This is a genomic window from Streptomyces sp. NPDC041129, assembly GCF_055592265.1.
In genome coordinates this window covers 1,770,783-1,795,440 of sequence record NZ_JBVIYV010000001.1, presented here as the reverse complement: position 1 = coordinate 1,795,440, position 24,658 = coordinate 1,770,783, and the positions used below count along the sequence as shown (strand labels likewise).

Genomic DNA, 24,658 nt, shown 5'->3' with positions numbered 1-24,658 from the left:
AGTTGAGATCGGTCACGTACGGCACCTGGCAACCAGGGGACCGGGGCGAGCGTCTTCCCTTCGAACCAGGACCCGTGGAGCCACGGCCCCGACGGGCGGGGTCCGGGCGGACCGGCGAACATCGTCGGGAACGCTTACGTAGTGCCCTGTGGACCGGCACTACAGTGGGTCGGAACACCAGAACACCGGCAAGCAAGCAGCAGGGAGCGCGTGACGTGCGGCCAGTCGGCAGCAAGTACCTGCTCGAGGAGCCGCTCGGACGCGGCGCCACGGGCACCGTCTGGCGTGCCCGCCAGCGCGAGACGGCGGGGGCCGAGGCGGCCGTGCCCGGCCAGCCGGGCGAGACGGTCGCGATCAAGGTCCTCAAGGAGGAACTGGCGAGCGACCCGGACATCGTGATGCGCTTCCTGCGTGAGCGCTCCGTCCTGCTCCGGCTCACCCACCCGAACATCGTGCGGGTCCGCGACCTGGTCGTCGAGGGCGATCTGCTGGCCCTCGTCATGGACCTCGTCGACGGCCCCGACCTGCACCGCTATCTGCGCGAGAACGGCCCCTTCACGCCGGTCGCCGCCGCGCTGATGACCGCGCAGATCGCCGACGCCCTCGCCGCGAGCCACGCCGACGGCGTCGTCCACCGCGACCTGAAGCCCGCCAACGTGCTGCTCCAGCAGTACGAGGGCCGGATGCACCCGATGCTGACCGACTTCGGCATCGCCCGCCTCGCCGACTCCCCGGGCCTGACCCGCACCCACGAGTTCGTCGGCACGCCCGCGTACGTCGCGCCTGAGTCCGCCGAGGGCCGCCCGCAGACCTCCGCCGTCGACGTGTACGGCGCCGGCATCCTGCTGTACGAGCTGGTCACCGGCCGTCCGCCGTTCTCCGGAGGCAGCGCCCTCGAAGTGCTGCACCAGCACCTGAGCGCCGAGCCGCGCCGCCCCTCCACCGTCCCGGACCCGCTGTGGACGGTCATAGAGCGCTGCCTGAGCAAGAACCCCGACGAGCGGCCCAGCGCGGAGAACCTCGCGCGCGGGCTGCGGGTCGTCGCCGAGGGCGTCGGCGTGCACGCGAACTCCGCGCAGATCGCCGCCGCCGAGGGCGTGGGCGCCCTGCTCGCCCCCGACCCGGCCCCGGCCGCCGTCCCGGGGGTGCCCGGCGCCGCCGACCCCACCCAGGTGCTGCCGACGAACGCGCCCCAGGGGGCGTACGACCCCAACGCCGCGACCAGCGTGCTGCCGCACACCGGCGGCCCGGCCGGCGCCGCCGACCCCACCGCCGTGCTGCCGAACACCGGCGCAGCGGACCCGACGGCGGTGCTGCCGAACACCGGCCCGCAGGGACAGCAGCCCGACCAGCCGCACCCCTGGCAGAACCAGCTCCGCGCCGCCCGGGACCGCAACGAGCAGACGCAGGTCCAGTACCTCGACCCCGACGAGGATCCGCTGCGCCGCCGCCCCCAGCGTCAGGTCGCCCGGCCGCAGCAGCAGCGCCAGGCCCAGCAGGGGCGCCCGCAGCAGCCGCAGCCGCGCGGCAGGCAGCAGCCGCACGCCGGATACGGCTACCCGGACCAGCAGCCCCAGCAGTACGCCCCGCAACGGCAGCCGCAACGGCAGCCGCAGCGGTACGCGCCCCCCGCCCCGGAGCCGCAGCGTCCCGCGCGCGAGCCCCGGGCGCCGCGGCAGCGCAGCGCCAACCCGATGAAGATCCCCGGACTCGGCTGCCTCAAGGGCTGCCTGTTCACGATCGTCATCCTGGTCGTCGCGAGCTGGCTGGTCTGGGAGCTGACCCCGCTGCACACCTGGGTCGGCCAGGGCCGGGGCTACTGGGCGCAGCTCAGTGACTGGGCCGGTCAGGTGGGCGACTGGATCAAGCAGCTCGACAGCTCCTCCGGCAGCGGCAACTGAACGCCAGTTTGGAAATTTGTCGACATCTGGCGGGTGATTTCCGCCTCGGCGGTGAAGGTTGGCTCGCTCGACGCGTAGTTTTGTCGCCCGGGGGTCCTGGTCTGTCGGCTGGGGGTCCGGGGGTCGTCCCCCGGAATGACGCAGCGGCGACAACACGCGTCGGTAGGAGCAGTCTTGGCACGGAAGATCGGCAGCCGGTACACCGCGAACCAGATCCTGGGGCGGGGCAGCGCCGGCACGGTGTGGCTGGGCGAGGGACCGGAGGGGCCCGTCGCGGTCAAGCTGCTGCGTGAGGACCTCGCGTCCGACCAGGAGCTCGTCGGGCGCTTCGTGCAGGAGCGCACCGCCCTGCTCGGCCTGGAGCACCCGCACATCGTCTCCGTGCGCGACCTGGTGGTCGACGGCAACGACCTGGCCCTGGTCATGGACCTGGTGCGCGGCACCGACCTGCGCACCCGCCTGGAGCGCGAGCGGCGGCTCGCGCCGGAGTCGGCCGTGGCGATCGTCGCGGACGTCGCCGACGGGCTCGCGGCCGCCCACGCGGCCGGGGTCGTCCACCGGGACGTGAAGCCCGAGAACATCCTGCTGGACATGCAGGGCCCGCTCGGCCCCGGCGGGTCCCACCCGGCGCTGCTCACCGACTTCGGCGTGGCCAAGCTGATCGACTCCCCGAAGCGGACCCGCGCCACGAAGATCATCGGCACCCCGGACTACCTGGCCCCCGAGATCGTCGAGGGGCTGCCGCCGCGCGCCGCCGTGGACATCTACGCGCTGGCCACGGTCCTCTACGAACTCCTCGCGGGCTTCACGCCGTTCGGCGGCGGCCACCCCGGGGCCGTGCTGCGCCGGCACGTCACCGAGACCGTCGTGCCGCTGCCCGGCATCCCCGAGGAGCTGTGGCAGCTCCTCGTGCAGTGCCTGGCCAAGGCACCCGCCTCCCGGTTGCGCGCCTCGGAGCTGGCGGCGCGGCTGCGGGAGCAGCTGCCCCTGCTGGCCGGCATGCCCCCGCTGGACGTGGACGAGCCGGACGCGGAGTCCGCCGACGAGGCCGAGGACCAGGTGGCCCAGGACCCGGCCGGGGGCGAGCCGGTACGGCGGCGGGGCGCGGTGTCCCTGGTGCCCGGCGCCAGACCCGACTCCAACCGGGACACCCACACCTCGATGCGGGTGCCGGCACCGGACGAGCTGGCGGGCGGAGCCCACGGCACGGCGCGGGCCCCGCGCGCGGCGGGGGCACCCCGGCCGGGCTCGGCCCGGCACCGGGCCGCGATGCGGCGGCGCCGGATCACGCTGGGCGTGGCGGGGGTGGTGCTGGCCGCGGCCATCGGCGTGGGGGCGTGGGCGGCGACGTCGGGCGACGACGACCCCCCGGCGGGCACCCACAGCACGTCGACGCCGTGACTCCCGGGCGCCGGCCCGCGTGAACGGGTCCGGGCGGGCCACTCTGCTCTGGCCGCTCGGCGGAGCCGTTACGCTGGATGCGTGGCAGTCGTCGATGTATCCGAAGAGCTGAAGTCCCTCTCCTCGACCATGGAGTCGATCGAGGCCGTCCTGGACCTCGACACGATGAGGGCAGACATCGCCGTGCTCGAGGAGCAGGCGGCCGCGCCGTCCCTGTGGGACAACCCGGACGAGGCGCAGAAGATCACCAGCAAGCTCTCCCACCTCCAGGCCGAGGTCAGGAAGGCGGAAGGGCTGCGCGGCCGGATCGACGATCTCGCCGTCCTCTTCGAGATGGCCGAGGAGGAGGACGACCCGGACACCCGCGCCGAGGCCGAGTCCGAGCTGACCCTCGTCCGCAAGGCGCTGGACGAGATGGAGGTCCGGACGCTGCTCAGCGGTGAGTACGACGCCCGTGAGGCGCTCGTCAACATCCGTGCCGAGGCCGGTGGCGTCGACGCCGCCGACTTCGCCGAGAAGCTCCAGCGCATGTACCTGCGCTGGGCCGAGCAGCGCGGCTACAAGACCGAGGTCTACGAGACGTCGTACGCGGAGGAGGCGGGAATCAAGTCCACCACCTTCGCCGTGCAGGCGCCGTACGCCTACGGCACCCTCTCCGTCGAGCAGGGCACCCACCGCCTGGTGCGCATCTCGCCCTACGACAACCAGGGCCGCCGCCAGACCTCCTTCGCGGGTGTCGAGATCCTCCCCGTGGTCGAGCAGACCGACCACATCGAGATCGACGAGTCCGAGCTGCGGGTGGACGTCTACCGGTCGTCCGGTCCCGGCGGCCAGGGCGTCAACACCACCGACTCCGCGGTGCGCCTGACCCACATCCCCACCGGCATCGTCGTCTCCTGCCAGAACGAGCGGTCGCAGATCCAGAACAAGGCGACCGCGATGAACGTCCTCCAGGCCAAGCTGCTGGAGCGGCGCCGGCAGGAGGAGCAGGCCAAGATGGACGCCCTCAAGGGCGACGGCGGCAACTCCTGGGGCAACCAGATGCGTTCCTACGTGCTGCACCCGTACCAGATGGTCAAGGACCTGCGCACCGAGCACGAGGTGGGCAACCCCGAGGCCGTGTTCAACGGCGAGATCGACGGGTTCCTGGAGGCCGGCATTCGCTGGCGCAAGCAGCAGGAGAAGTGACTTTGTCGACATGACAACTGCCGCCCTCGAGGCGGCAGTTGTCGTTTGTCTGGGTTTTACATCACACTCACAGGTTCCAAGTCGCGGCAAACGCCGCTCCGTCGGACATTGCGCCCGCAACGGCCTTGACGATGCTTTGAAAAGTCGGAAGGGTGAAGCGTGGCATGCGTATCTCTGGGGCGCATGTGAACCGGGGGAATTGACGCAGATCTCGTCACAGCTGCCTCCGTCGATCACGGCAAGCCCCACGCGCCGCCTCATTGACGACAGCTACTGGGGGTAGCAATCACATGACGAAGAAGACGCGGATCCGGGTCGCGCGGATAGCCGCCGGCGCCGTGATCGCGGCCGGCGCCTCGCTGACCGCAGCGGGCGCCGCTTCGGCTCTGGACCTCGGTGTCCAGGCTGGGCCGATCACCCTGGGTGTGAGCACGGAGGGCGGAGAGGACGACGGCGGCACCGGCTGCGACCCGATCGGTGTCTGCGACACCACCGGTGGTGACAGCAGCTCCGGTGGCGACAGCAGCTCCGGTGGCGACGCCTCGATCGGCGGTGCCATCGGCGGCGGTGACAGCAGCTCCGGCGGTGACAGCAGCTCCGGTGGCGACGCCTCGATCGGCGGTGCCATCGGCGGCGGTGACAGCAGCTCCGGCGGTGACAGCAGCTCCGGTGGCGACGCCTCGATCGGCGGTGTCATCGGCGGTGGCGACAGCGGCTCCGGCGGCGAGGACTCGACCGGCGGCAACGGCAACTCGGGTGGCAGCGGCAACTCGGGCGGCAACAGCTCGACCGGTGGCGGCAGCTCGACCGGTGGCGGCAGCTCGACCGGTGGCGGCAGCTCGACCGGTGGCGGCAGCTCCACCGGTGGCGGCAGCTCCACCGGCGGCGACGGCTCCACCGGCGGCGACGGCTCCACCGGTGGCACCGGCTCCACCACCGGCGGTGACACCCCCCAGGGCGGCGGCAACGACAACGCCTCCCAGGAGGAGGGCTCCTCCGCCCTCACCGACACGGGCTCGGACACCACGCCTCAGGGCGGCGACAAGCAGCTCGCCGAGACCGGTGCCGGACAGACCGCGTTCCTGCTGGTCGGCGCCGCGACGATGATCGCCGGCGGCATCGGCTTCCGCTTCCTGCCGCGGCTCGTGAACGGCCGGGGCGGCGCCGCCGCCTGAACGTAGCCGCACGGCGACGTTCCGCACACAGCGCGCAACACTAAGGGCCCGGAGCTTCGCGCTCCGGGCCCTTCGGCCGTCCTGTCCGGTCTTCCTATGCGGTCTGGTGGGCCAGCAGCGCCACCGCGGCGATCAGCACCGCCAGCAGCGCGATCAGCGCCATGGGGTTCAGCCCCGCGAAGAAGCCCTCCTGCTGCAGTCGCTCGCGGTTGGCACGGCACACCGGGCACCGGCCCTCGCTCACGGGCGACGCGCAGTTCGCGCACACCAACCGGTCGTACGTCATGCGCTCGCCCTCCTCGCGCCGGCCATCACACATACAACGCACACGGGAACCAGAACGTTCCCCCTCCACTGTGCCAGGTTCCCCCGCAAAGAGCGCGGGCTCTCGGAGAAGCTCGAATCCCGCCTGTACAAAAACACACAAGCCGCAACCAACCGCGCCCGGGCCCTGCGCTCGCACTCCCGGTTCGCGTATGGTCACGCTCATCTACCCCCGGCGACCCGTGGTGCATCCGTGATCCGATTCGACAACGTCTCCAAGGTCTACCCCAAGCAGACCCGGCCTGCCCTCCGGGATGTCTCCCTGGAGGTCGAGAAGGGCGAGTTCGTCTTCCTCGTGGGGTCCTCCGGCTCCGGCAAGTCGACCTTCCTGCGGCTGGTGCTGCGCGAGGAGCGGTGCAGCCACGGCCAGGTGCACGTCCTCGGCAAGGACCTCGCGCGCCTCTCCAACTGGAAGGTGCCGCAGATGCGCCGCCAGTTGGGGACGGTGTTCCAGGACTTCCGCCTGCTGCCCAACAAGACCGTCGCCGAGAACGTGGCCTTCGCACAGGAGGTCATCGGCAAGTCGCGCGGCGAGATCCGCAAGTCCGTGCCGCAGGTGCTCGACCTCGTGGGACTCGGCGGCAAGGAGGACCGGATGCCGGGTGAGCTGTCCGGTGGCGAGCAGCAGCGCGTGGCCATCGCGCGGGCCTTCGTCAACCGCCCCAAGCTGCTGATCGCGGACGAGCCCACCGGCAACCTCGACCCGCAGACCTCCGTCGGCATCATGAAGCTGCTCGACCGCATCAACCGGACGGGCACCACCGTCATCATGGCGACGCACGACCAGAACATCGTGGACCAGATGCGCAAGCGCGTCATCGAGCTGGAGAAGGGCCGCCTCGTCCGCGACCAGGCCCGCGGCGTCTACGGCTACCAGCACTGACCCGCCGCCCCAGTCACGTCCACGGAAAGGCTTGATCCGACGCCATGCGCGCCCAGTTCGTCCTGTCGGAGATCGGTGTCGGTCTCCGCCGCAACCTGACGATGACCTTCGCCGTCATCGTCTCCGTCGCCCTGTCCCTGGCCCTGTTCGGCGGCTCCCTGCTGATGAGCGACCAGGTGAGCACCATGAAGGGCTACTGGTACGACAAGGTCAACGTCTCGATCTTCCTGTGCAACAAGAGCGACGCGCAGTCGGACGTCAACTGCGCCAAGGGCGCGGTCACCGAGGACCAGAAGAAGCAGATCCGCACCGACCTCGGCAAGATGACCATCGTCGAGAAGGTGACCTACGAGTCGCAGGACGAGGCGTACAAGCACTACAAGGAGCAGTTCGGCAACTCCCCGCTGGCCGGCTCGCTGACGCCGGACCAGATGCAGGAGTCGTACCGCATCAAGCTCAAGAACCCGCAGAAGTACCAGGTCATCGCGACCGCCTTCAACGGGCGCGACGGCGTGCAGTCGGTGCAGGACCAGAAGGGCATCCTGGACAACCTCTTCCAGTTGCTGAACCTGATGAACCGGGCGGCGCTCGGTGTGATGGCTCTGATGCTGCTCGTCGCGCTGCTGCTGATCGTCAACACCGTGCGCGTCTCCGCGTTCAGCCGTCGGCGTGAGACCGGGATCATGCGCCTCGTCGGCGCCTCGGGCTTCTACATCCAGGCGCCGTTCATCATGGAGGCCGCGGTCGCCGGACTCATCGGCGGTGGCCTCGCCTGCGTCTTCCTGGTCGTCGGGCGGTACTTCACGATCGACCACGGCATGGCCCTGTCCAACAAGCTCACGCTGATCAACTTCGTCGGCTGGGACGCGGTGTTGACCAAGCTGCCGCTGATCCTCGCCACCAGTGTGCTGATGCCCGCTCTGGCGGCGTTCTTCGCGCTGCGCAAGTACCTGAAGGTGTGACGCATCCCAAGAGGGCCGTACGGGCGTCCGCCCGTACGGCCCTTCGCCGTTGTCCTAGACTCACCGCCATGTCAGGCCGTGACCCGTTCTGTCAGCCCCGCCGCACCGGCCGTGGGGCCGCCCTGGCATTGGTCTTCGCCTGCGCCCTGGTCGCCGGCGCCGCCACCGGTTCCTTCCCGGACACCGGCCAGGGCGACCGGTCCGGCTCCAAGTCCGCCTCGGCACCGGTGCCTTCGGCCGCCCGTCACGAGGCCGTGCGGCGGGCCGCCGCCAAGGCGATGGCCGACGGCAAGTCGCCCATGGAGGCCGCCGAGCGAGCCGTCAGCCGCAGCGGGGACCGCTGGGGAGCCGTCTACTCCCAGGACGAGTACCAGGAGTTCCAGGAGGCCCTGGACGGCCAGTACACCGGAACCGGGCTCTGGGCGCGGGCCGAGCCGGACGGCCGGATCGAGGTCACCCGGGTGCGGCCCGGCTCGCCCGCGGCCAACGCCGGGATCCGCAAGGGCGACCGGCTGCGCAGCGTCGACGGCACGGACGTGACCGGGCGGCCGGTCACCGACGTGATCTCGTTACTCCGCGGCGACTCCGAGGACGCGGCCGCCGGTACGACCGTGACGCTGGGCCTCCGGCGCGGCACGCGCGCGTGGACCGAGACCCTGCGCCGGGCCAGGCTGTCCACGGACCCGGTGACCGTCCACAAGCTGCCCGGCAGGATCACCGTCATCAAGGTCGCCGCCTTCACCAAGGGTGCCGGCGACTCCGTGCGCGCCGCGGTGCACCGGGCCCCGGCCGGCGCCGGCATCGTCCTCGACCTGCGGGGGAACTCCGGCGGCCTGGTCACCGAGTCCGTGGAGACCGCCTCCGCGTTCCTCGACGGCGGCCTGGTCGCCACCTACGACGTCGACGGCGCCCAGCGCGCCCTGCACGCCGACACCGGCGGCGACACCGCCCGGCCCCTGGTCGCCCTGGTCGACGGCGGCACCATGAGCGCGGCCGAGATGCTCACCGGCGCTCTGCAGGACCGGGGCCGCGCGGTCGTGGTGGGCACCCGCACCTTCGGCAAGGGCTCCGTCCAGATGCCCACCGAGCTGCCCGACGGCTCGGTGGCCGAGCTGACCGTGGGCCACTACCGCACCCCGTCCGGCCGCGCGGTCGACGGCCGGGGCATCACCCCCGACCTGGACGCGGGGCCGCAGGCACTGCGGCGGGCCGAGACGGTCCTGGGCGGTCTGGGCGACCCCTCGTAGCACCTCTTTAATGCGCTTCCCCCGCACCCCCTCCATGGTGCGAAAATGGCGGCACTATGGCTAAGGAAAAAGGGCGCAAGCTGATCGCGCAGAACAAGAAGGCGCGGCACGACTACCTCATCCTCGACACGTACGAGGCCGGTCTCGTGCTCATGGGGACCGAGGTGAAGTCGCTGCGCCAGGGGCGGGCCTCGCTGGCCGACGGCTTCGTGCAACTGGACGGTCACGAAGCGTGGCTGCACAACGTGCACGTGCCCGAGTACAGCCAGGGCACCTGGACCAACCACAGCGCCCGGCGCAAGCGGAAGCTGCTGCTGCACCGCGACGAGATCGACAAGCTCGAGGCGAAGTCCCAGGAGACGGGTCACACGATCGTTCCCCTCGCGCTGTACTTCAAGGACGGCCGTGCCAAGGTCGAGATCGCGCTGGCGAAGGGCAAGAAGGAGTACGACAAGCGTCAGACCCTGCGCGAGAAGCAGGACCGGCGCGAGGCGGACCGCGCGATGTCGGCCGTGCGGCGCAAGCAGCGGGCCTAGCCGCCGGACCGGCGCGACCTGCGGCCGGCGGGAATAGGCTGGCACCGACCTGCGTTCGTCACGTAGGATGGCAACGCACCCCACTGAGGGTGCGAGCCCCCTCTTCGGAGGGCCCTCCACGGAGGGGATTGAAAAATCAACATGGGGATGATCGGTTTCGACAGCGGATGTCGAAGCAGGGGAAGCGTGTCGAGGAAGCGGCCATGATCTCGTAAACCACAGGCCGAAAACAATAATCGCCAACACCAAGCGCGATTCCTCCCACTTCGCTCTCGCTGCCTGATAAGCAGCTAGCGAAGCTCTCACGGGAGTGTCAGCCCGGGCCTGTTCCCGTCCCGGATCCTGGCATCGACTAGGGAACTAAACCTTGATCCCGGTCACGGGGTGAAGAGGGAAATCTAACAGTGACTGGGCCCGTCGGCGACTTGTTCGCGTGATCGCCGGGGCCGAGAAAAGCGAAGCGAACTGCACACGGAGAAGCCCTGGTTCCGCACCGTTGGACGCGGGTTCGATTCCCGCCATCTCCACTCATCCCATGTGGGCAGGGCCCTGTCGCTTCCGAGCGCCGGGGCCTTTGTCATGCGCTCTGCCGGGCGAGCCGGGTCAGCGTGGCCGTGACCAGGGCCCGTACGCCCGTGTCCAGGGTCGGCTGGAGGACCGGCGCGAACCGGGGGCTGTGGTTGACCGGGATGTCCTGCGCCACCGTGCCGCGCCGCCGGGCGGCCTCGTAGGTGTCCGGGTCGACGCAGCCGAGGGCCCAGTAGGTGTACGGGACGCCGAACGCGTCCGGGATGCGGCTGAAGTCCTCGCTGGCGCTCTGCAGTTCGACCGTGCCCGCGTGGTCCCCGAAGACCTCGCCGAAGGCGGCTGCCACCTCGCGGGTCACCGCCGCGTCGTTGACGGTCGGCGGGAAACGGGTGCCCTCCTCGATCTCCGGCTCACGGACCGCTCCGGAGGCGGCGCACTCGGCCGTCACGATCCGCCGCACCGCGGCCAGGACGGCACGCCGGGTCCCCTCGTCGTAGGTGCGCGCGTTCAGCAGCAGTTCCGCCGACTCCGGGATCACGTTGCCGCTGGTGCCCGCCTGCACGGAACCCACCGTGAGCACCGCGGGCCAGGTGGCGGCGAGCTCGCGCGAGACGATCGTCTGGAGCCGGACGACGATCATCGACGCCATCACCACAGGGTCGATCGCGGCCTGCGGCGCCGAGCCGTGGGCGCCCCTGCCGTGGACGGTGACGCGGATGTTGTCCGCCGCGGACAGGAAGGAACCGGCCCGGGTGCCGACCCGCCCCGCCGGATAGGGCAGCACGTGCTGGGCGAACGCCACGTCCGGCCGCGGGACGAGGCCGGTGAGGCCGTCGGCGAGCATCCGGTCGGCGCCGTCACCGGGCTCCTCGGCCGGCTGGAACAGGGCCACCAGCGTTCCCCGCCACGACCCGCGAGCGGCCGCCAGCAGCCGGGCCGCGCCCAGCAGACAGGTGACGTGCATGTCATGACCGCAGGCGTGCGCCACCGGCACCTCGCGGCCGGCCGCGTCCTTGCCCACGGCCTTGCTGGCGTACGGCAGACCGGTCTCTTCACGCACCGGCAGCGCGTCCATGTCGGCGCGCAGCAGCACCGTCGGCCCGTCCCCGTTGGCCAGCACGCCGACCACACCCGTGCCGCCGATCCCGTCGTGCACCCGGTAGCCGCAGCTCCCGAGGCGCTCCGCCACCCGGGTCGCCGTCCGGTGCTCCTGGTGGCCCAGCTCCGGGTGGGCGTGCAGGTCCTCGTAGAAGCCCTCCAGCTCGGGCCGGATGTCACCGAGCCCGGCTACGACCTCGTCCACGCGATCCTTGAGGCTCATGGCTGTGTGGTGCTCCTCGTCCGCCGGTGGGTGGTGCCCCCGTCCGTCCCCCCGGTCCGTCCCCCTCCGTCCGCCCCCCTTTGTCCGTCTCCCGCCCGTCCCGGTCACGGGCCGCGGGCGCGGGACGTCCTGGGCCGCCAGTCACGGCTGCCCGGCAACCGCCAGCCCCGGGTCAGCGCGGCCAGCCGCAGTGAGACGCCCGCCAGGATCCCGGCCAGGATGCCGAGGGTGGGCGCGCCGAGCCGGCTGCAGAGCACCAGCACCCCGCTCACCAGCACGGCGACGGTCGCGTAGAGGGGAGTGCCGCCGAAGATGGCGGGGGTACGGGCCAGCAGCAGGTCCCGGATGGCGCCGCCGCCGACCGCCGTGATCGTGCCCAGCAGCACGGCGGGCAGCCAGCCGAGACCGACGGAGAGGGTCTTCTGCGCCCCGGCGATCGCCCAGACGCTGAGCGCCAGCGCGTCGAGCAGGTTGAAGGCCCAGCCGGAGGTGTGACGGCTCAGATCGGCCACGAAGGCCAGCAGGGTCCCGGCGGCGGCGACGGTGAGATAGGTGTAGTCCGTCAGGGCGACGGGCGTCCCGTGCTGCAGCAGGGTGTCGCGGAGGATTCCGCCGCCGAGACCGGAGACGACGCCGATGACCAGGAAGCCGAAGAGGTCCAGCCTGCGGCTGCGCGCCAGCACCCCGCCGAGAGTCCCGTTGGCGAACACTCCGCCCAGGTCCAGCACCCGGGTCAGGTCGGTCAGATCCTCCGGGGACAACCAGCCGGCCACGCATCAGCACCTCCCTCCCTCACCCTCACCGTCGACCCGACCATCGAACCAGCCGGAGCGCCCACCCGCCCGGCGAGCGCCCGCCTACCGGCCCGCCGCCCGCCCGGCCGCCCCGGTCCGGAGCCGCGACGAGCCGATCACCAGGGCCACGGCGGCCGCGATCGCCGGTACCGCGAACCCCGTGGCCGGTGAGCCGTGCTCGGCCGCCCAGCCGCCGGCCGCCGAGCCGCAGGCGATGCCGGTGAGCAGGCCGGTGACGACGAGGCTCATGCCCTCGTTGAGCCGGTCGGCCGGAGTGCGGGCCTGCACCAGGGTCATCGCGGTCACCATCGTCGGCGCCGTCGCCATGCCCGCCACCAGCAGCGCACCCGCCAGGGCCACGAGCGAACCCGTGGTGCCGGCGGCCAGCCAGGGCAGGGTCGTCAGGGCGGCCATCGCGAGCAGGCACCGGGGCAGGCCGAGACCGGCCGGTTTCAGGGCCCCGTACAGCAGACCGGCCGCGCACGAGCCCGCCGCCTGCAACGCGAGTACCGGACCGGCCGCCGCGCGGTGACCTAGGGCGTCGGCGTACGCGATCGTGACGACCTCCATCGAGCCGAACACCGTGCCGGTCGCCACGAAGCAGGCCAGCAGCGCCGGAATCCCCGGACTGCGCAAGGGCGACCGGGCCTTCGACCGGGCCTGCGGCGGCGGCTCGGTCGCCCGCTGCGCGGTGAACAGCAGCATGCCGGCCAGCAGCAGCACGGCCCCGGCTAGCGTGCCCGCCTCCGGGAAGAACGTGCCGGTCAGGAAGGCGGCCAGCACCGGGCCCAGCATGAAGCACAGCTCGTCGGCGGCCTGCTCGAAGGAGTTGGCGGTGTGCAGGGCGGCGGGGTCGTCGCGCAGCAGGTGGGCCCAGCGGGCGCGGGACAGGCCGCCGATGTTCGGGGTGGCGGCGGTGGCGGCGTAGGCGGCGAACAGGGTCCAGTCCGGGGCGCCGAAGCGCACGCACAGCAGCAGGGCGAGGCTGCCCAGCACGGCCGTGAGGGTGGCCGGTACGGCGACCCGGGCCTGCCCGTACCGGTCGACGAGCCGCGCGATCCACGGCCCGGCCACCCCGGTCGCCGCCAGACCGGCGGCGGTGACGGCGCCGGCGAGCGCGTACGAGCCCCGGGCCCCGGCGATCATCACGACCGCGCTCACGCTGAACATGCCCATCGGCAGCCGTGCGACGAGATTGGCGGCGGAGAAGGCGAGCGTGCCGGGGCGGGAGAAGAGCCCCCGGTATCCACGGAGCCGTCCCGCCTCCCGCTGTTCGCACCGCTCGGTCGGTATCCGGCTGTCTTCGGTGGTCTGTGGCGGCATGGCTCAACGGTGGCCCGGAGTGGATCACCGGGTCCAACACCTTCTCGGAGCCGACTCACACGCCGGCGTTGTGAATCGGGGCTGTAGATTCGCCGCCATGCCCGCTCCCGTCGCCATAGAACCGCGCCTGCTGCGCGCCTTCGTCGCCGTCGCCGAGGAGCTGCACTTCACCCGGGCCGCGGCCCGTCTGTACGTGGCGCAGCAGGCGTTGAGCCGTGACGTACGGCGGCTGGAGCGCGAGCTGGGCGCCGAGCTGTTCGTCAGGACCACCCGGCAGGTGACGCTCACCGCGGACGGCGAGCGGCTGCTGCCGCACGCCCGGCGGGTCCTGGCCGCCCAGGACGACCTGCTCGCCGCCTTCGGCCAGGTCCGGCCGCTGCTGGTCGACCTCAACTCCGCCGGACTGCTCACCGGCCGCCGGGTGCTGCACCGGGCCCGGGAACTCGCCCCCGACTGCGAGCTGATGGCCCGCTACGAGAGCGGTCTGACCGGAGCGGCGGCCGAGGTGCTCGCCGGCCGGCTCGACGTCTCCTTCGGGCGCTTCGCGGGCCTGGACCCGGCCCTGCGGTCCGGGCTCGAACAGCAGCCGGTGCGCTACGAGCCGATGGCCGTCGTCCTGCCCGACGACCACCCCCTGGCCGCCCTGCCGGAGGTACCGCTGGCCGCGCTGGCCGGGGAGACGGTCTACGCCGGCGCGGGGAACCCGCGCACCCGGGAGTGGACCGACCTCGCACTTCACCTCTTCGAGGGACGCGGCATCCGACTCGCCTCACCTCTTCCGCTACCGGTGGGCGACGAGGAGTTCGAGCGGATCATGGCCAAGACCCGGAACGTGATCCTGGCCGTGGTGGACTTTCCGGCCATGCCCCGCTCGGTGCTGCGGCCGCTCGTCGACCCGGTCCCGCTCTCGCCCGTGTCGCTGGTCTGGCGCAAGGGGCTGGTCCACCCCGGACTGACTGCGCTCCGTAGGGCCGCGAGCGAACTCGCGCGGGCCGAGGGATGGCTACGGCGGCCCGCAGACCGATGGATTCCAGCCGCTGATGATGATGTGATGAGCGTCCATTAGGTGGCGCGTGGCGAACACGGAACCTCCGCATGCGCTACATTCTTGGCCCGAGCGCGGTGTGGTAATGGGGGCGCTCGGGCTGGGTGGGGGCCTGGTTCGAACGACGGGTGCTCGGCGTCGATGCGCACCCGGAACTGTCCCGTGGGGGGATCTGCGCACGTGAAAGAGTGGCGAGAAGACGCCCAACCTCAGTGGGCCGAAGTCGCATCCGCGCCCCGGGAGCGTCCGGTGACGGGTGGTCACACGCAGGCCTTCACCGAGACCGGTGACACCCCCGGTGCCGGAGCCTTCCCGGCGACCGGGATGCTCAGCGGCGGCCGAGCCGCCCGGACCGAGGCCGACGGGACGGCCGTACTCCCGCGGGCCCGCAACGACCGCAGAGCCGCGGACTTCCGCCGCGCCCCGGGCCGCGGCGGAACTCCCGCCCAGGACCCCGAGCAGACCACCGTGCTGCGCCGGGTGAGGGTCGGCGGCCACCCCGGACCCGGCACCGCGGGACCCCTCCGCGACCTCTGGGACGAGCCCCTTCCCACCATTCCCACCCAGCCCGCCGCTGGTGCCCCCACGCACGACCCGCACGAGGTGACGGTCCAGCTGGACGCCGTCCGGCTCGGCGACGGCCGGCCGGACCCGGCCCCGGGCGCCGCGCACGGCGCCGGCCGCGAGAGTGCCGACGGCCCCGTCTTCGTCGACGAGTCCGGCCGCCGCGGCCGCACCTTCCGCCGCCTCGGCCTGATCGTCGGCCTGGCCTGCGCCGTGTACGCCGTGAGCATCGTGGTGACGCTGTTCTCGGGCAGCTCGGACGCGCCGTGGGTTCCGGTGCCCGGCCAGGACGAGAACGCCCCCGCCAGTCAGGTGAACACCCCGTCGCTGCCCAGCGCTTCGACGGATCCGACGCCGGAGAGCAGCGACGCGGCCACCCCCGTCGCGTCCCCGACCGCGCCGACCACCGCCGTACCGGGTTCCGGCTCGCTGTCGAGCTCCGCCCCGAGCACCTCGCACACGTCCGCCGACGCGGCGCCGACGGCCGGCACGTCCACCGGCACCGGCATCGTCGGCGGCACCGAGCGCCCGTCCACTTCCCCGGCGTCCCCGGCCGGCTCGTCCCCGGACCCGTCCACCACGAGCACCGGTGCCTCCCCCGGCCCCTCACTGTCCCCCGCCGGTGGCACGGGACCCGAGGCCTACAGCGCCGTCGACCCGACCGCCCCGCGTCCGCACCTCTGATCGCGAAGCCGCCCCATGCCGTCACACTCCCGTCCCGGGTCGTCCCTGCCCACCAGGCGCAGGTGGCTGCCCCTGCGCTATCTGCTGTCCGTCCTGGTCCTCGTGGCCACGCTCGCGATGCTCATGCTGCGCGGGTACGTGCACAACGAGATCCTCGCGGACTTCCGCGTGCGGCCCGAGGCGGCCGACCACAAGGTGCCCGAGGCGGTCCTCGAGGGCGGTCCGGTCATCGACACCCGAGGCGGCCGCACCGGCAGCCTGCGGGTGCCGGACCACCGCATCGTCCTCACCTTCGACGACGGCCCGGACCCCACCTGGACGCCGAAGGTCCTCGACATCCTCGAGAAGCACCACGCGCACGCCGTCTTCTTCGTCACCGGCACCATGACCTCCCGCTACCCGGAACTGGTCAAGCGCATGGTGGACGAGGGCCACGAGGTCGGCCTGCACACCTTCAACCACCCCGACCTGTCGTACCACTCCGACCGCCGTATCGACTGGGAGCTGTCACAGAGCCAGCTCGCGCTGGCCGGAGCGGCCGGCATCCGCAGCTCCCTGTTCCGGCCGCCGTACTCCTCGTTCGCCGACGCCATGGACGACAGGTCCTGGCCGGTGACCGAGTACATCGGCGGCCGGGGCTACCTGACCGTCCTCAACGACACCGACAGCGAGGACTGGCGCAGGCCCGGGGCCGACGAGATCGTCCGCAGGGCGACGCCCAAGGGCGGCAAGGGCGCGATCGTCCTGATGCACGACTCCGGCGGCGAGCGTCACCAAACGATCGAGGCGCTGGACAGGTTCCTGCCCCAACTGCAGGCACGGGGTTACCGGTTCCAGAGCCTCACGGAGGCACTGGGCGCACCGAGCGCCGACACCCCGGTCACGGGCCTCGACCTCTGGAAGGGCAAGGCCTGGATCTTCCTGGTGCAGGCGTCGGAGAGGGCCACCGGTGCCCTGGTCGTGGGTCTCGCGGTCATCGGCTCCCTCGTGCTCGCCCGCTTCGGCGGGATGCTGCTGCTTTCCGCGGTGCACGCCCGCCGCACCCGCCGACGCGGGTTCCGCTGGGGCCCGCTGCCCGTCACGGAACCCGTGTCCGTGCTGGTCCCGGCCTACAACGAGGCCAAGTGCATCGAGAGCACCGTGCGTTCGCTGATGCGCAGCGAGCACCCCATCGAGGTCATCGTCGTCGACGACGGCTCCACCGACGGCACGGCCCGCATCGTCGAAGGGCTGGGACTGCCCAACGTACGGGTGATCCGCCAGCTCAACGCGGGCAAGCCCGCCGCTCTCAACCGCGGTACGGCGAACGCACGGTACGACCTGATCGTGATGATGGACGGCGACACCGTCTTCGAGCCGGCCACCGTGCGCGAACTGGTGCAGCCCTTCGCCGACCCACGGGTCGGAGCGGTCGCCGGCAACGCCAAGGTCGGCAACAAGGACACACTCATCGGCGCCTGGCAGCACATCGAGTACGTGATGGGCTTCAACCTCGACCGCCGCATGTACGACGTCCTGCGCTGCATGCCGACCATCCCGGGCGCGGTCGGAGCCTTCCGCCGCTCGGCCCTGGAACGGGTCGGCGGCATGAGCGACGACACCCTCGCCGAGGACACCGACATCACCATGGCGATGCACCGCGACGGCTGGCGCGTGGTGTACGCCGAGAAGGCCCGGGCCTGGACCGAGGCCCCGGAGTCGGTCCAGCAGCTGTGGTCCCAGCGCTACCGCTGGTCGTACGGCACCATGCAGGCGATCTGGAAGCACCGCCGTGCCGTCGTCGAGCGCGGTGCGTCCGGACGCTTCGGCCGGGTCGGTCTGCCCCTGGTGTCCCTGTTCATGGTCGTGGCCCCGCTCCTGGCCCCGCTCATCGACATCTTCCTCGTCTACGGCCTGGTCTTCGGGCCCACCGAGAAGACGGTCGTGGCCTGGTCCGGCGTCCTCGCCGTCCAGGCCGCCTGCGCGGCGTACGCCTTCGTCCTCGACCGCGAACCGCTGACCCCGCTCATCTCGCTGCCCCTGCAGCAGATCCTCTACCGCCAGCTCATGTACGTGGTGCTGCTCCAGTCCTGGATCACGGCGCTCACCGGCGGCCGCCTGCGCTGGCAGAAGCTCCGGCGCAAGGGCGGTGTGTCGGCTCCGCCGACGGCGTCCGCTCCCGGCCGGCGGGTGATGGACGGGAGGCCCGTCTCATGACGACGCCGCCCTTCGACCTCGGACCGCCGCCGGGCGCCCAGCCGCCGAGGTCTCCCCATGAGCCCTTCACCACGCAGCCCTCCCGGGCCTCGGCCCCTCCGCTCGCTCCGCCGGCACCCTTCTCGACGACCACCCAGGAAGCCCCGCACGTGACCGTACCCACCCTCCCGTCCGGCACGGACGAGCCGACCCGGCCCGCCGAGCCCGGGCAGCAGCGGCGCGCCCCGGGGCGCGACCGGTACTTCGACCTGCTGCGCGCGATCGCTCTCTTCCGGGTCGTCTTCTACCACTTGATGGGCTGGGCCTGGCTGCCCCTGGTGTTCCCGTCCATGGGCGTGATGTTCGCCCTGGCGGGCAACCTGATGGCCCGTTCGCTCGAGCGCCCGGCGGTGCAGGTCGTCCGCAGCCGCCTGCGCCGCCTCCTGCCGCCCCTGTGGCTGCTCGGCGCCATCGGCGTGACCGGCATGGTGCTGCAGGGCTGGAGCCCGGGCGACGACGGACACCCCGGCTGGTGGTGGCTGCACCTCGGCTTCTGGATCCTGCCGGTGAGCGACCCGCCCTACGCCGAGGGCCTGCGCGGCATCCACGGCGTCCTCGGCGAGGACTGGGGGGGCGAACTGGCGGGGCCGCTCTGGTACATCCGCGCCTACCTCTGGTTCGTCCTGCTGTCCCCGTTCCTGCTGAAGGCGCTGAGAGCGCTGCCCTGGGCGACCGTCCTGTCGCCGATCGCGCTCTCCGCGGCCTTCGAGTTCGGCTACCTCAACCTGCCCGGTGAGCGCATCCCCTCGGCCCTCACGGACTTCAGCACCTTCGGCGCCTGCTGGATCCTGGGAATGGCGCACCAGGAAGGCGTCCTGAAGCGCATGCCCCGCTACGTCGTCCCGTCCGTGGCCCCGGCCATCGCGGTCCTGGGCCTCTGGTACGCCCTGACGCACGGCTTCAAGCAGGGGCACGATCTGGACGACATCCCGTTCGCGCAGTCCCTCTGGTCCTTCGCCACCGTGCTGCTGCTCCTCCACGTGAGCCCTTCCTGGACGGACTGGCCCCGCCGGCTGCGCCCCTTCGACCGGCTGATCACCCTGCTCAACTCCAGAGCCGTGACGATCTACCTATGGCACAACCTGTGCATCCTCGTCGCCGCCACCCTGTGGGATCGGCTCTGGCAGTTCGACGTGATGTACCTGCACTTCTCCTGGCTGCTGGAGAGCCCCTGGCCGGTTCTCGCGATCACCTGGATGTTCATCGCGGGCTGCATCGTCTGGTTCGGGTGGGTGGAGGACATCGCCGCCAGGCGCGGACCACGCCTGTGGCCGGACGGCTCGACACCCGGACGCCGGCGACTCCGCGCCGCTGCCCACCGGGCCTGATCAGCCGTCCGGGTTCCGGCTTCGGCCGCTGTGACCTCTCACCCCGCCTCTCCGCGAGGTGAGAGCAAAGTTCCCTACCGGTCACCCACAGCCACAGCCAGGAAACGCGTCTTCCCTACCTTCGGGACTCATCACCGCGAACCACCGAGTCCCGGAGCACCGTGGAGGCGTCATGACAGGTCCGGACCCAATCCGTCGCAGCGGTCGCTGGATCGAGCGCTGGGATCCCGAGGACGAGGGGTTCTGGAGGGCGACCGGGGAGAAGGTCGCCCGGCGGAACCTGTGGTTCTCCGTGCTCTCCGAGCACATCGGGTTCTCGGTCTGGACCCTGTGGTCCGTGCTCGTGCTGTTCATGGGGCCCGAGTACGGGCTCACCCCCGCCGACAAGTTCCTGCTGACCTCCGTGGTCACGCTGGTCGGCGCGGTCGTGCGGGTGCCGTACACGTTCGCCGTCGCCGTCTTCGGCGGGCGGAACTGGACGATCGTCTCGGCGAGCCTCCTGCTCGTCCCGACGGTCGCCGCGTTCGTGGTGATGGAGCCGGGGACCTCCTACTCCACCTTCCTGCTGGTCGGGCTGCTGGCCGGCATCGGCGGCGGCAACTTCGCCTCTTCCATGACCAACATCAACGCCTTCTTCCCGCTGCGGAAGAAGGGGTGGGCGCTCGGGCTGAACGCCGGGGGCGGGAACATCGGCGTGCCGGTCATCCAGCTGATCGCCCTCGCGATCATCGGGGCGAGCGGCGGGCCGCGGGTGCTGCTCGGGATCTACATCCCGCTGATCGTGGTCGCCGCCGTCCTCGCCGCGCTGTTCATGGACAACCTCGCCTCGGTGAAGAACGACACCGGCGCCGCCAGGGACGCGGCCAAGGACGGCCACACCTGGATCATGGCCTTCCTCTACGTCGGCACCTTCGGCTCGTTCATCGGCTACAGCTTCGCCTTCGGGCAGGTGCTGACCAACCAGTTCGGGCGGACCCCGCTGCAGGCCGCCTACCTCACCTTCATCGGACCGCTGCTCGGCTCCCTGATCAGGCCCGTCGGGGGCTGGCTCGCCGACCGGTACGGCGGGGCGCGGATCACCCTGTGGAACTACGTCGGCATGGCCGCCGCCACCGCCGTCCTGATCGTGGCCAGCATGGAGAAGTCGCTGGCGCTGTTCGTGCCGGTCTTCGTGGTCCTGTTCGTGCTCAGCGGGCTCGGCAACGGGTCGACGTACAAGATGATCCCCGGGATCTTCCAGGCCAAGGCCCTCGCCAGGGGACTCACGGGCGAGGCGGCGGCCGCTCACGGACGGCGGCTGTCCGGGGCCTCCATGGGGCTCATCGGGGCCGTCGGCGCGCTCGGCGGTGTCGGCATCAACCTCGCCTTCCGCCAGTCCTTCCTGTCCTACGGCTCCGGCACCGGCGCCTTCGTCGCCTTCCTCGCCTTCTACGGCGCCTGCTTCGCGGTGACCTGGGCCGTATACCTTCGCCGTTCGGCCACCCGGGCCGCATCCACCACCGCCGCCGAGACGAAGCCGCAGCTCAGCTACGCCGAGGTGTGACGTAACACCGCGGACATCGAGCCGAACCGAGCCTGTCACGCGCCGTTGACAGGCTCGTTCGGCATGCGGGTCAGCTAGGAGAGCCATGGACGACGTACAGCAGCACCCCGAACACGGACCCCTCGCCGGGTTCACCGTGGGCGTCACCGCCGCGCGCCGCGCCGAGGAACTGGGCGCACTGCTCCAGCGGCGCGGTGCCGTTGTGCTGCACGCGCCCGCCCTGCGCATCGTGCCGCTCGCCGACGACGGCGAACTGCTCGCCTCCACCAAGGAGCTCATCGACCAGGTGCCGGACGTCGTGGTGGCCACCACCGCCATCGGCTTCCGGGGCTGGGTCGAGGCCGCCGACGGATGGGGGCTCGGGCAGTCGCTGCTCGACCGCCTGCGGGGCGTCGAGTTGCTGGCCCGCGGGCCCAAGGTCAAGGGCGCCGTACGGGCCGCGGGGCTGACCGAGTCGTGGTCGCCGTCCAGCGAGTCCATGGCCGAGGTGCTGGACCGGCTGCTGGAGGAGGGCGTCGACGGGCGCCGGATCGCCGTACAGCTCCACGGCGAGCCGCTGCCGGGGTTCGTGGAGGCGCTGCGGGCCGGGGGAGCGGAGGTCGTCCCGGTGCCGGTGTACCGGTGGATGCCGCCGGAGGACATCGGGCCCGTCGACCGGCTGCTGGACGCCGTCGTCGCGCGCGCGGTGGACGCGCTCACCTTCACCAGCGCGCCCGCCGCCGCGTCGCTGCTGTCGCGGGCCGAGAAGCGCGGGCTGCTCGACGACGTGCTGGTCGCGCTCGGCCACGACGTGCTGCCCGCCTGCGTGGGCCCGGTGACCGCGCTGCCGTTGCAGGCGCGGGGCGTGGACACGGTGCAGCCGGAACGGTTCCGGCTCGGGCCGCTCGTGCAACTGCTGTGCCAGGAACTGCCCGCCCGGGCGCGGGCGTTGCCGGTCGCCGGGCACCGGGTGGAGATCCGGGGGCACGCGGTGCTGGTGGACGGGGAGCTGAAGCCCGTGCCACCGGCGGGCATGTCGCTGCTGCGGGCGCTGGCACGGCGGCCGGGCTGGGTGGTGGCCCGGGCCGAACTGCTGCGGGCGCTGCCGGGCGCGGGGCGCGACGAGCACGCGGTGGAGACGGCGATGGCCCGGCTGCGTACGGCACTCGGTACACCCAAGCTGATCCAGACGGTGGTCAAGCGGGGCTACCGGCTGGCACTGGACCCGGCCGCGGACACGAAGTACGCGGACGACTGAGGCGGGGGCCGGGCAAGGATCAGCCGGGGAAGCCGCCGCGAAGAGCGTCCCAGGGGTTCCGCGCGCCGGGCGGCACGGGCACTGTGAAGGGGAGCGACGCAACTGTTCCCCTGTCCTAGGCGGTGGCAGGCACATGACGCTGAGTACGGCCCCGGCCCCGAACGAGCCGCGGTTCGAAGCCGGGCGGATCTGCCTGGACCTCCTCGCGACCGCGCATCCGGCCGAACGGCTGGGCGCGGTGGAGTCGTTGCGGGCCTGGATCACCGGTGCCGGACTGGTGCCGCCCGGCACCCCGCTGGAGCACGCCGACGCCTCCTGGCCGGAGCGGTTCCGGGAACTGCGCGCGGACGTCGGGCAGTTGCTGCGCGGCACCGGCGCGGTGGACCCGCGGCCGTACGACGGCGCGCTCGGCCGGCTCAACGAGGCCGCCCGCGCCGCGCTCCCGGCCCCGTGCGCGGTGCGCCGCGCGGACGGCGCCCTGGTGCGTGAGCTGGCCCGGGCGCCCGAGTGCGCGGCGCTGCTGGCGCTCGTCGCGCGGGACGCCGTTGAGCTGCTCACCGATCCCGTGGCGCGGGCCGCGGTCCGCGAGTGCGAGGGTGACAACTGCCCCCTGGTGTACCTGGACACCTCCCGGGGGCGCCGGCGGCGCTGGTGCTCCAGCGAGGTCTGCGGCAACCGGGAGCGGGTGGCCCGGCACCGGCGGCGGGCGGCGCTCGCGCGGGCCTGACCGTCCGGTACGGCCCTTCTGCCGGAAAGCGGCGGGAAACTCCCCTGTCGTGGGCGAAGTGATTTCCGCAACAGCCGGTTTGCGGGTCCGTGCGCCCGGGCAGCGAGGACCGCCCCGGCGATGTGTCGGAAATGTAAACATCACGCGGTGGGAATGTGCGCGCATGTCCCGCTCGTGACGTCACTCCCAGGAAAAATGCCACCTCCTTTTGAACGGTGGGCCGCCCCTGTCCGTACGGGTGGGCGAGCGACCGACTGGGGGAACCCCCGGACACCGGAGGTGGGCGTGCGCAAGGATGCGGCCGTGGCCAATGAACGTGGATCGAGGGCCCGACATCGCATGTCCTCACAGCCCTCGGAACCAGATGAGGAGCTGATGCGTGCCCTGTACCGCGAGCACGCCGGACCTCTGCTCGCGTATGTCCTCAGGCTGGTCGCCGGAGACCGGCAGCGCGCCGAGGACGTCGTGCAGGAGACGCTCATCCGTGCCTGGAAGAACGCCGGTCAGCTCAATCGGGCGACCGGTTCGGTACGCCCCTGGCTGGTGACGGTCGCGCGCCGCATCGTCATCGACGGCCACCGCAGCCGGCAGGCCCGGCCGCAGGAGGTCGATCCGTCGCCGCTGGAGGTCATCCCCGCGGAGGACGAGATCGACAAGGCGCTGTGGCTGATGACGCTGTCGGACGCGCTCGACGACCTGACCCCGGCGCACCGGGAGGTCCTCGTCGAGACGTACTTCAAGGGACGTACGGTCAATGAGGCGGCCCAGACGCTGGGCATCCCGAGCGGCACGGTGCGCTCCCGGGTGTTCTACGCCCTGCGGTCGATGAAGCTGGCACTGGAGGAGCGGGGGGTGACGGCGTGATGAGCAGCGGATACGGGGGAATGCAAGGATTCGGTCCGGGTGGTCCGGGTATTTCTGGACCCATGAGCCCCAGTCAGGGATCTTCGGTGCCGAGCGAGCACGAGACCGTGGGCGCCTACGCCCTCGGGCTGCTGGACGACGCCGAGGCAACCGCTTTCGAGGCGCATCTCGCCACCTGCGAGTGGTGCGCCCAGCAACTTGACGAGCTGGCCGGGATGGAGCCGATGCTGGCCGCGCTGGCGGATCTGCCGGGTTCCGGCAGCACCCCGGCGATCGGCGAGTCGCTGTCCGCCAGGCCGAGCCCACGGCTGGTGGAGAAGCTGGTCGACGAGGTCTCCGAGCGCCGTGCGCAGAAGCGGCGCAAGGGCTTCTACCTGGTCGCGGCCGCCGCCGCGCTGATCATCGGCGGCCCGGTCGCCGTCATGGCGGTGAACGGCGGCGGCGAGTCGGGGCAGACGGCCACGCCCCTCGCGGCCACCGCCCAGACGACGTTCAAGCAGCTCCCGGACAAGGTCAGCGGAAGCGACAGCACGACGGGCGCCAGCGCGACCGTCGCCATGGGCGAGAAGGACTGGGGCACCTCGGCCGTCCTCGAACTCAAGGGCGTCAAGGGGCCGCTCAAGTGCTCGTTGGTTGCCGTCGGCAACAACGGCGACCGCCAGACCCTGGGTTCCTGGTCCGTCCCCAAGTGGGGATACGGCATCCCGGACGCCAGGACCCCGGAGTCCCGGAAGCCGCTGTACATCGGCGGCGGCACGGCCCTGAAGCCCAACGAGATCGACCACTTCGAGGTGACCACCTTCGACGGCAAGAAGCTCGTGCAGGTGGATGCGTAGTCACGTAGCTTT

Annotated in this window: 21 protein-coding genes and 1 other RNA gene; 18 read left to right on the top strand and 4 right to left on the bottom strand. The window is 71.9% G+C overall.

All coding sequences use genetic code 11. From position 1 onward, the window contains the following. Positions 1 to 215: 215 nt before the first annotated feature. The 4 genes from ACZ6B1_RS07895 (at position 216) to ACZ6B1_RS07880 (ending at position 5,665) form a co-directional block, all read left to right on the top strand. Positions 216 to 1,901 carry a serine/threonine-protein kinase gene (locus ACZ6B1_RS07895; RefSeq protein ID WP_468775923.1) on the top strand — a complete coding sequence of 562 codons (1,686 nt, stop codon included), beginning with the start codon at positions 216 to 218 and terminating at the stop codon, positions 1,899 to 1,901. A 174-nt stretch (positions 1,902 to 2,075) separates the two neighbouring features. Next, complete coding sequence (locus ACZ6B1_RS07890; protein ID WP_468775921.1) at positions 2,076 to 3,302, top strand: serine/threonine-protein kinase; 1,227 nt, start codon at positions 2,076 to 2,078, stop codon at positions 3,300 to 3,302. An 81-nt stretch (positions 3,303 to 3,383) separates the two neighbouring features. Next, complete coding sequence (prfB, locus tag ACZ6B1_RS07885) at positions 3,384 to 4,490, top strand: peptide chain release factor 2 (RefSeq protein ID WP_468775920.1); 1,107 nt, start codon at positions 3,384 to 3,386, stop codon at positions 4,488 to 4,490. A gap of 290 nt (positions 4,491 to 4,780) precedes the next feature. Beyond that, positions 4,781 to 5,665, top strand: a complete 885-nt coding sequence (locus ACZ6B1_RS07880) for a hypothetical protein (RefSeq protein WP_468775918.1) — start codon at positions 4,781 to 4,783, stop codon at positions 5,663 to 5,665. Positions 5,666 to 5,759: 94 nt separating this feature from the next. Here ACZ6B1_RS07880 and ACZ6B1_RS07875 read toward each other — a convergent pair whose 3' ends face one another. Beyond that, the gene (locus ACZ6B1_RS07875) at positions 5,760 to 5,951 is read right to left on the bottom strand and encodes a hypothetical protein (RefSeq protein ID WP_199210755.1); all 192 of its coding nucleotides are present in this window, start codon (positions 5,949 to 5,951) and stop codon (positions 5,760 to 5,762) included. A gap of 231 nt (positions 5,952 to 6,182) precedes the next feature. On the opposite strand from ACZ6B1_RS07875, the gene ftsE reads away from it, so the two are divergent. From ftsE to ssrA, 5 genes are all read left to right on the top strand, one after another. Beyond that, on the top strand, positions 6,183 to 6,872 hold the full coding sequence (gene ftsE, locus ACZ6B1_RS07870; RefSeq protein WP_031159396.1) for a cell division ATP-binding protein FtsE: 690 nt from the start codon (positions 6,183 to 6,185) through the stop codon (positions 6,870 to 6,872). Positions 6,873 to 6,916: 44 nt separating this feature from the next. Further along, complete coding sequence (ftsX, locus tag ACZ6B1_RS07865; RefSeq protein ID WP_468775916.1) at positions 6,917 to 7,834, top strand: permease-like cell division protein FtsX; 918 nt, start codon at positions 6,917 to 6,919, stop codon at positions 7,832 to 7,834. Positions 7,835 to 7,902: 68 nt separating this feature from the next. Next, positions 7,903 to 9,081, top strand: a complete 1,179-nt coding sequence (locus ACZ6B1_RS07860) for a S41 family peptidase (RefSeq protein ID WP_468775914.1) — start codon at positions 7,903 to 7,905, stop codon at positions 9,079 to 9,081. Between the two features lie 56 nt (positions 9,082 to 9,137). Further along, complete coding sequence (smpB, locus tag ACZ6B1_RS07855) at positions 9,138 to 9,617, top strand: SsrA-binding protein SmpB (protein ID WP_250403039.1); 480 nt, start codon at positions 9,138 to 9,140, stop codon at positions 9,615 to 9,617. A 143-nt stretch (positions 9,618 to 9,760) separates the two neighbouring features. Further along, positions 9,761 to 10,147: a transfer-messenger RNA gene (gene ssrA, locus ACZ6B1_RS07850) on the top strand. Between the two features lie 47 nt (positions 10,148 to 10,194). Here the strand turns inward: ssrA and ACZ6B1_RS07845 are convergent. The 3 genes from ACZ6B1_RS07845 to ACZ6B1_RS07835 all read right to left on the bottom strand — a co-directional run bounded on the left by ACZ6B1_RS07845 (position 10,195) and on the right by ACZ6B1_RS07835 (position 13,583). Then, positions 10,195 to 11,466, bottom strand: a complete 1,272-nt coding sequence (locus ACZ6B1_RS07845; RefSeq protein WP_468775912.1) for an amidohydrolase — start codon at positions 11,464 to 11,466, stop codon at positions 10,195 to 10,197. 104 nt (positions 11,467 to 11,570) lie between these two features. Then, positions 11,571 to 12,239, bottom strand: coding sequence for a trimeric intracellular cation channel family protein (locus tag ACZ6B1_RS07840; RefSeq protein WP_468775910.1), 669 nt, complete (start codon positions 12,237 to 12,239; stop codon positions 11,571 to 11,573). An 84-nt stretch (positions 12,240 to 12,323) separates the two neighbouring features. Next, entirely contained in the window at positions 12,324 to 13,583 is a 1,260-nt protein-coding gene (locus ACZ6B1_RS07835; RefSeq protein ID WP_468775908.1) for an MFS transporter, read from the bottom strand. A gap of 97 nt (positions 13,584 to 13,680) precedes the next feature. Here ACZ6B1_RS07835 and ACZ6B1_RS07830 point away from each other — a divergent pair, with 97 nt between their 5' ends. The 9 genes from ACZ6B1_RS07830 (at position 13,681) to ACZ6B1_RS07790 (ending at position 24,646) form a co-directional block, all read left to right on the top strand. Continuing rightward, complete coding sequence (locus ACZ6B1_RS07830) at positions 13,681 to 14,649, top strand: LysR family transcriptional regulator (protein ID WP_468775906.1); 969 nt, start codon at positions 13,681 to 13,683, stop codon at positions 14,647 to 14,649. A 228-nt stretch (positions 14,650 to 14,877) separates the two neighbouring features. After that, entirely contained in the window at positions 14,878 to 15,876 is a 999-nt protein-coding gene (locus ACZ6B1_RS07825; RefSeq protein ID WP_468775904.1) for a hypothetical protein, read from the top strand. Positions 15,877 to 15,891: 15 nt separating this feature from the next. Beyond that, entirely contained in the window at positions 15,892 to 18,072 is a 2,181-nt protein-coding gene (locus ACZ6B1_RS07820; RefSeq protein ID WP_468775902.1) for a polysaccharide deacetylase family protein, read from the top strand. Beyond that, the gene (locus tag ACZ6B1_RS07815) at positions 18,069 to 19,439 is read left to right on the top strand and encodes an acyltransferase family protein (protein WP_468775901.1); all 1,371 of its coding nucleotides are present in this window, start codon (positions 18,069 to 18,071) and stop codon (positions 19,437 to 19,439) included. The genes ACZ6B1_RS07820 and ACZ6B1_RS07815 overlap by 4 nt, the downstream gene beginning before the upstream one ends. Positions 19,440 to 19,611: 172 nt before the next feature. Continuing rightward, a complete protein-coding gene (locus tag ACZ6B1_RS07810) occupies positions 19,612 to 20,982 on the top strand; it encodes a nitrate/nitrite transporter (protein WP_468775899.1) in 1,371 nt (456 codons plus the stop codon). Between the two features lie 85 nt (positions 20,983 to 21,067). Beyond that, on the top strand, positions 21,068 to 22,219 hold the full coding sequence (locus tag ACZ6B1_RS07805) for a uroporphyrinogen-III synthase (protein ID WP_468775897.1): 1,152 nt from the start codon (positions 21,068 to 21,070) through the stop codon (positions 22,217 to 22,219). 133 nt (positions 22,220 to 22,352) lie between these two features. Continuing rightward, a complete protein-coding gene (locus ACZ6B1_RS07800; protein ID WP_468775895.1) occupies positions 22,353 to 22,946 on the top strand; it encodes a CGNR zinc finger domain-containing protein in 594 nt (197 codons plus the stop codon). 279 nt (positions 22,947 to 23,225) lie between these two features. Then, the gene (locus ACZ6B1_RS07795; RefSeq protein ID WP_037932079.1) at positions 23,226 to 23,810 is read left to right on the top strand and encodes a sigma-70 family RNA polymerase sigma factor; all 585 of its coding nucleotides are present in this window, start codon (positions 23,226 to 23,228) and stop codon (positions 23,808 to 23,810) included. A gap of 62 nt (positions 23,811 to 23,872) precedes the next feature. Further along, the gene (locus ACZ6B1_RS07790) at positions 23,873 to 24,646 is read left to right on the top strand and encodes an anti-sigma factor family protein (protein WP_468775893.1); all 774 of its coding nucleotides are present in this window, start codon (positions 23,873 to 23,875) and stop codon (positions 24,644 to 24,646) included. The last annotated feature ends 12 nt before the right edge of the window (positions 24,647 to 24,658 follow it).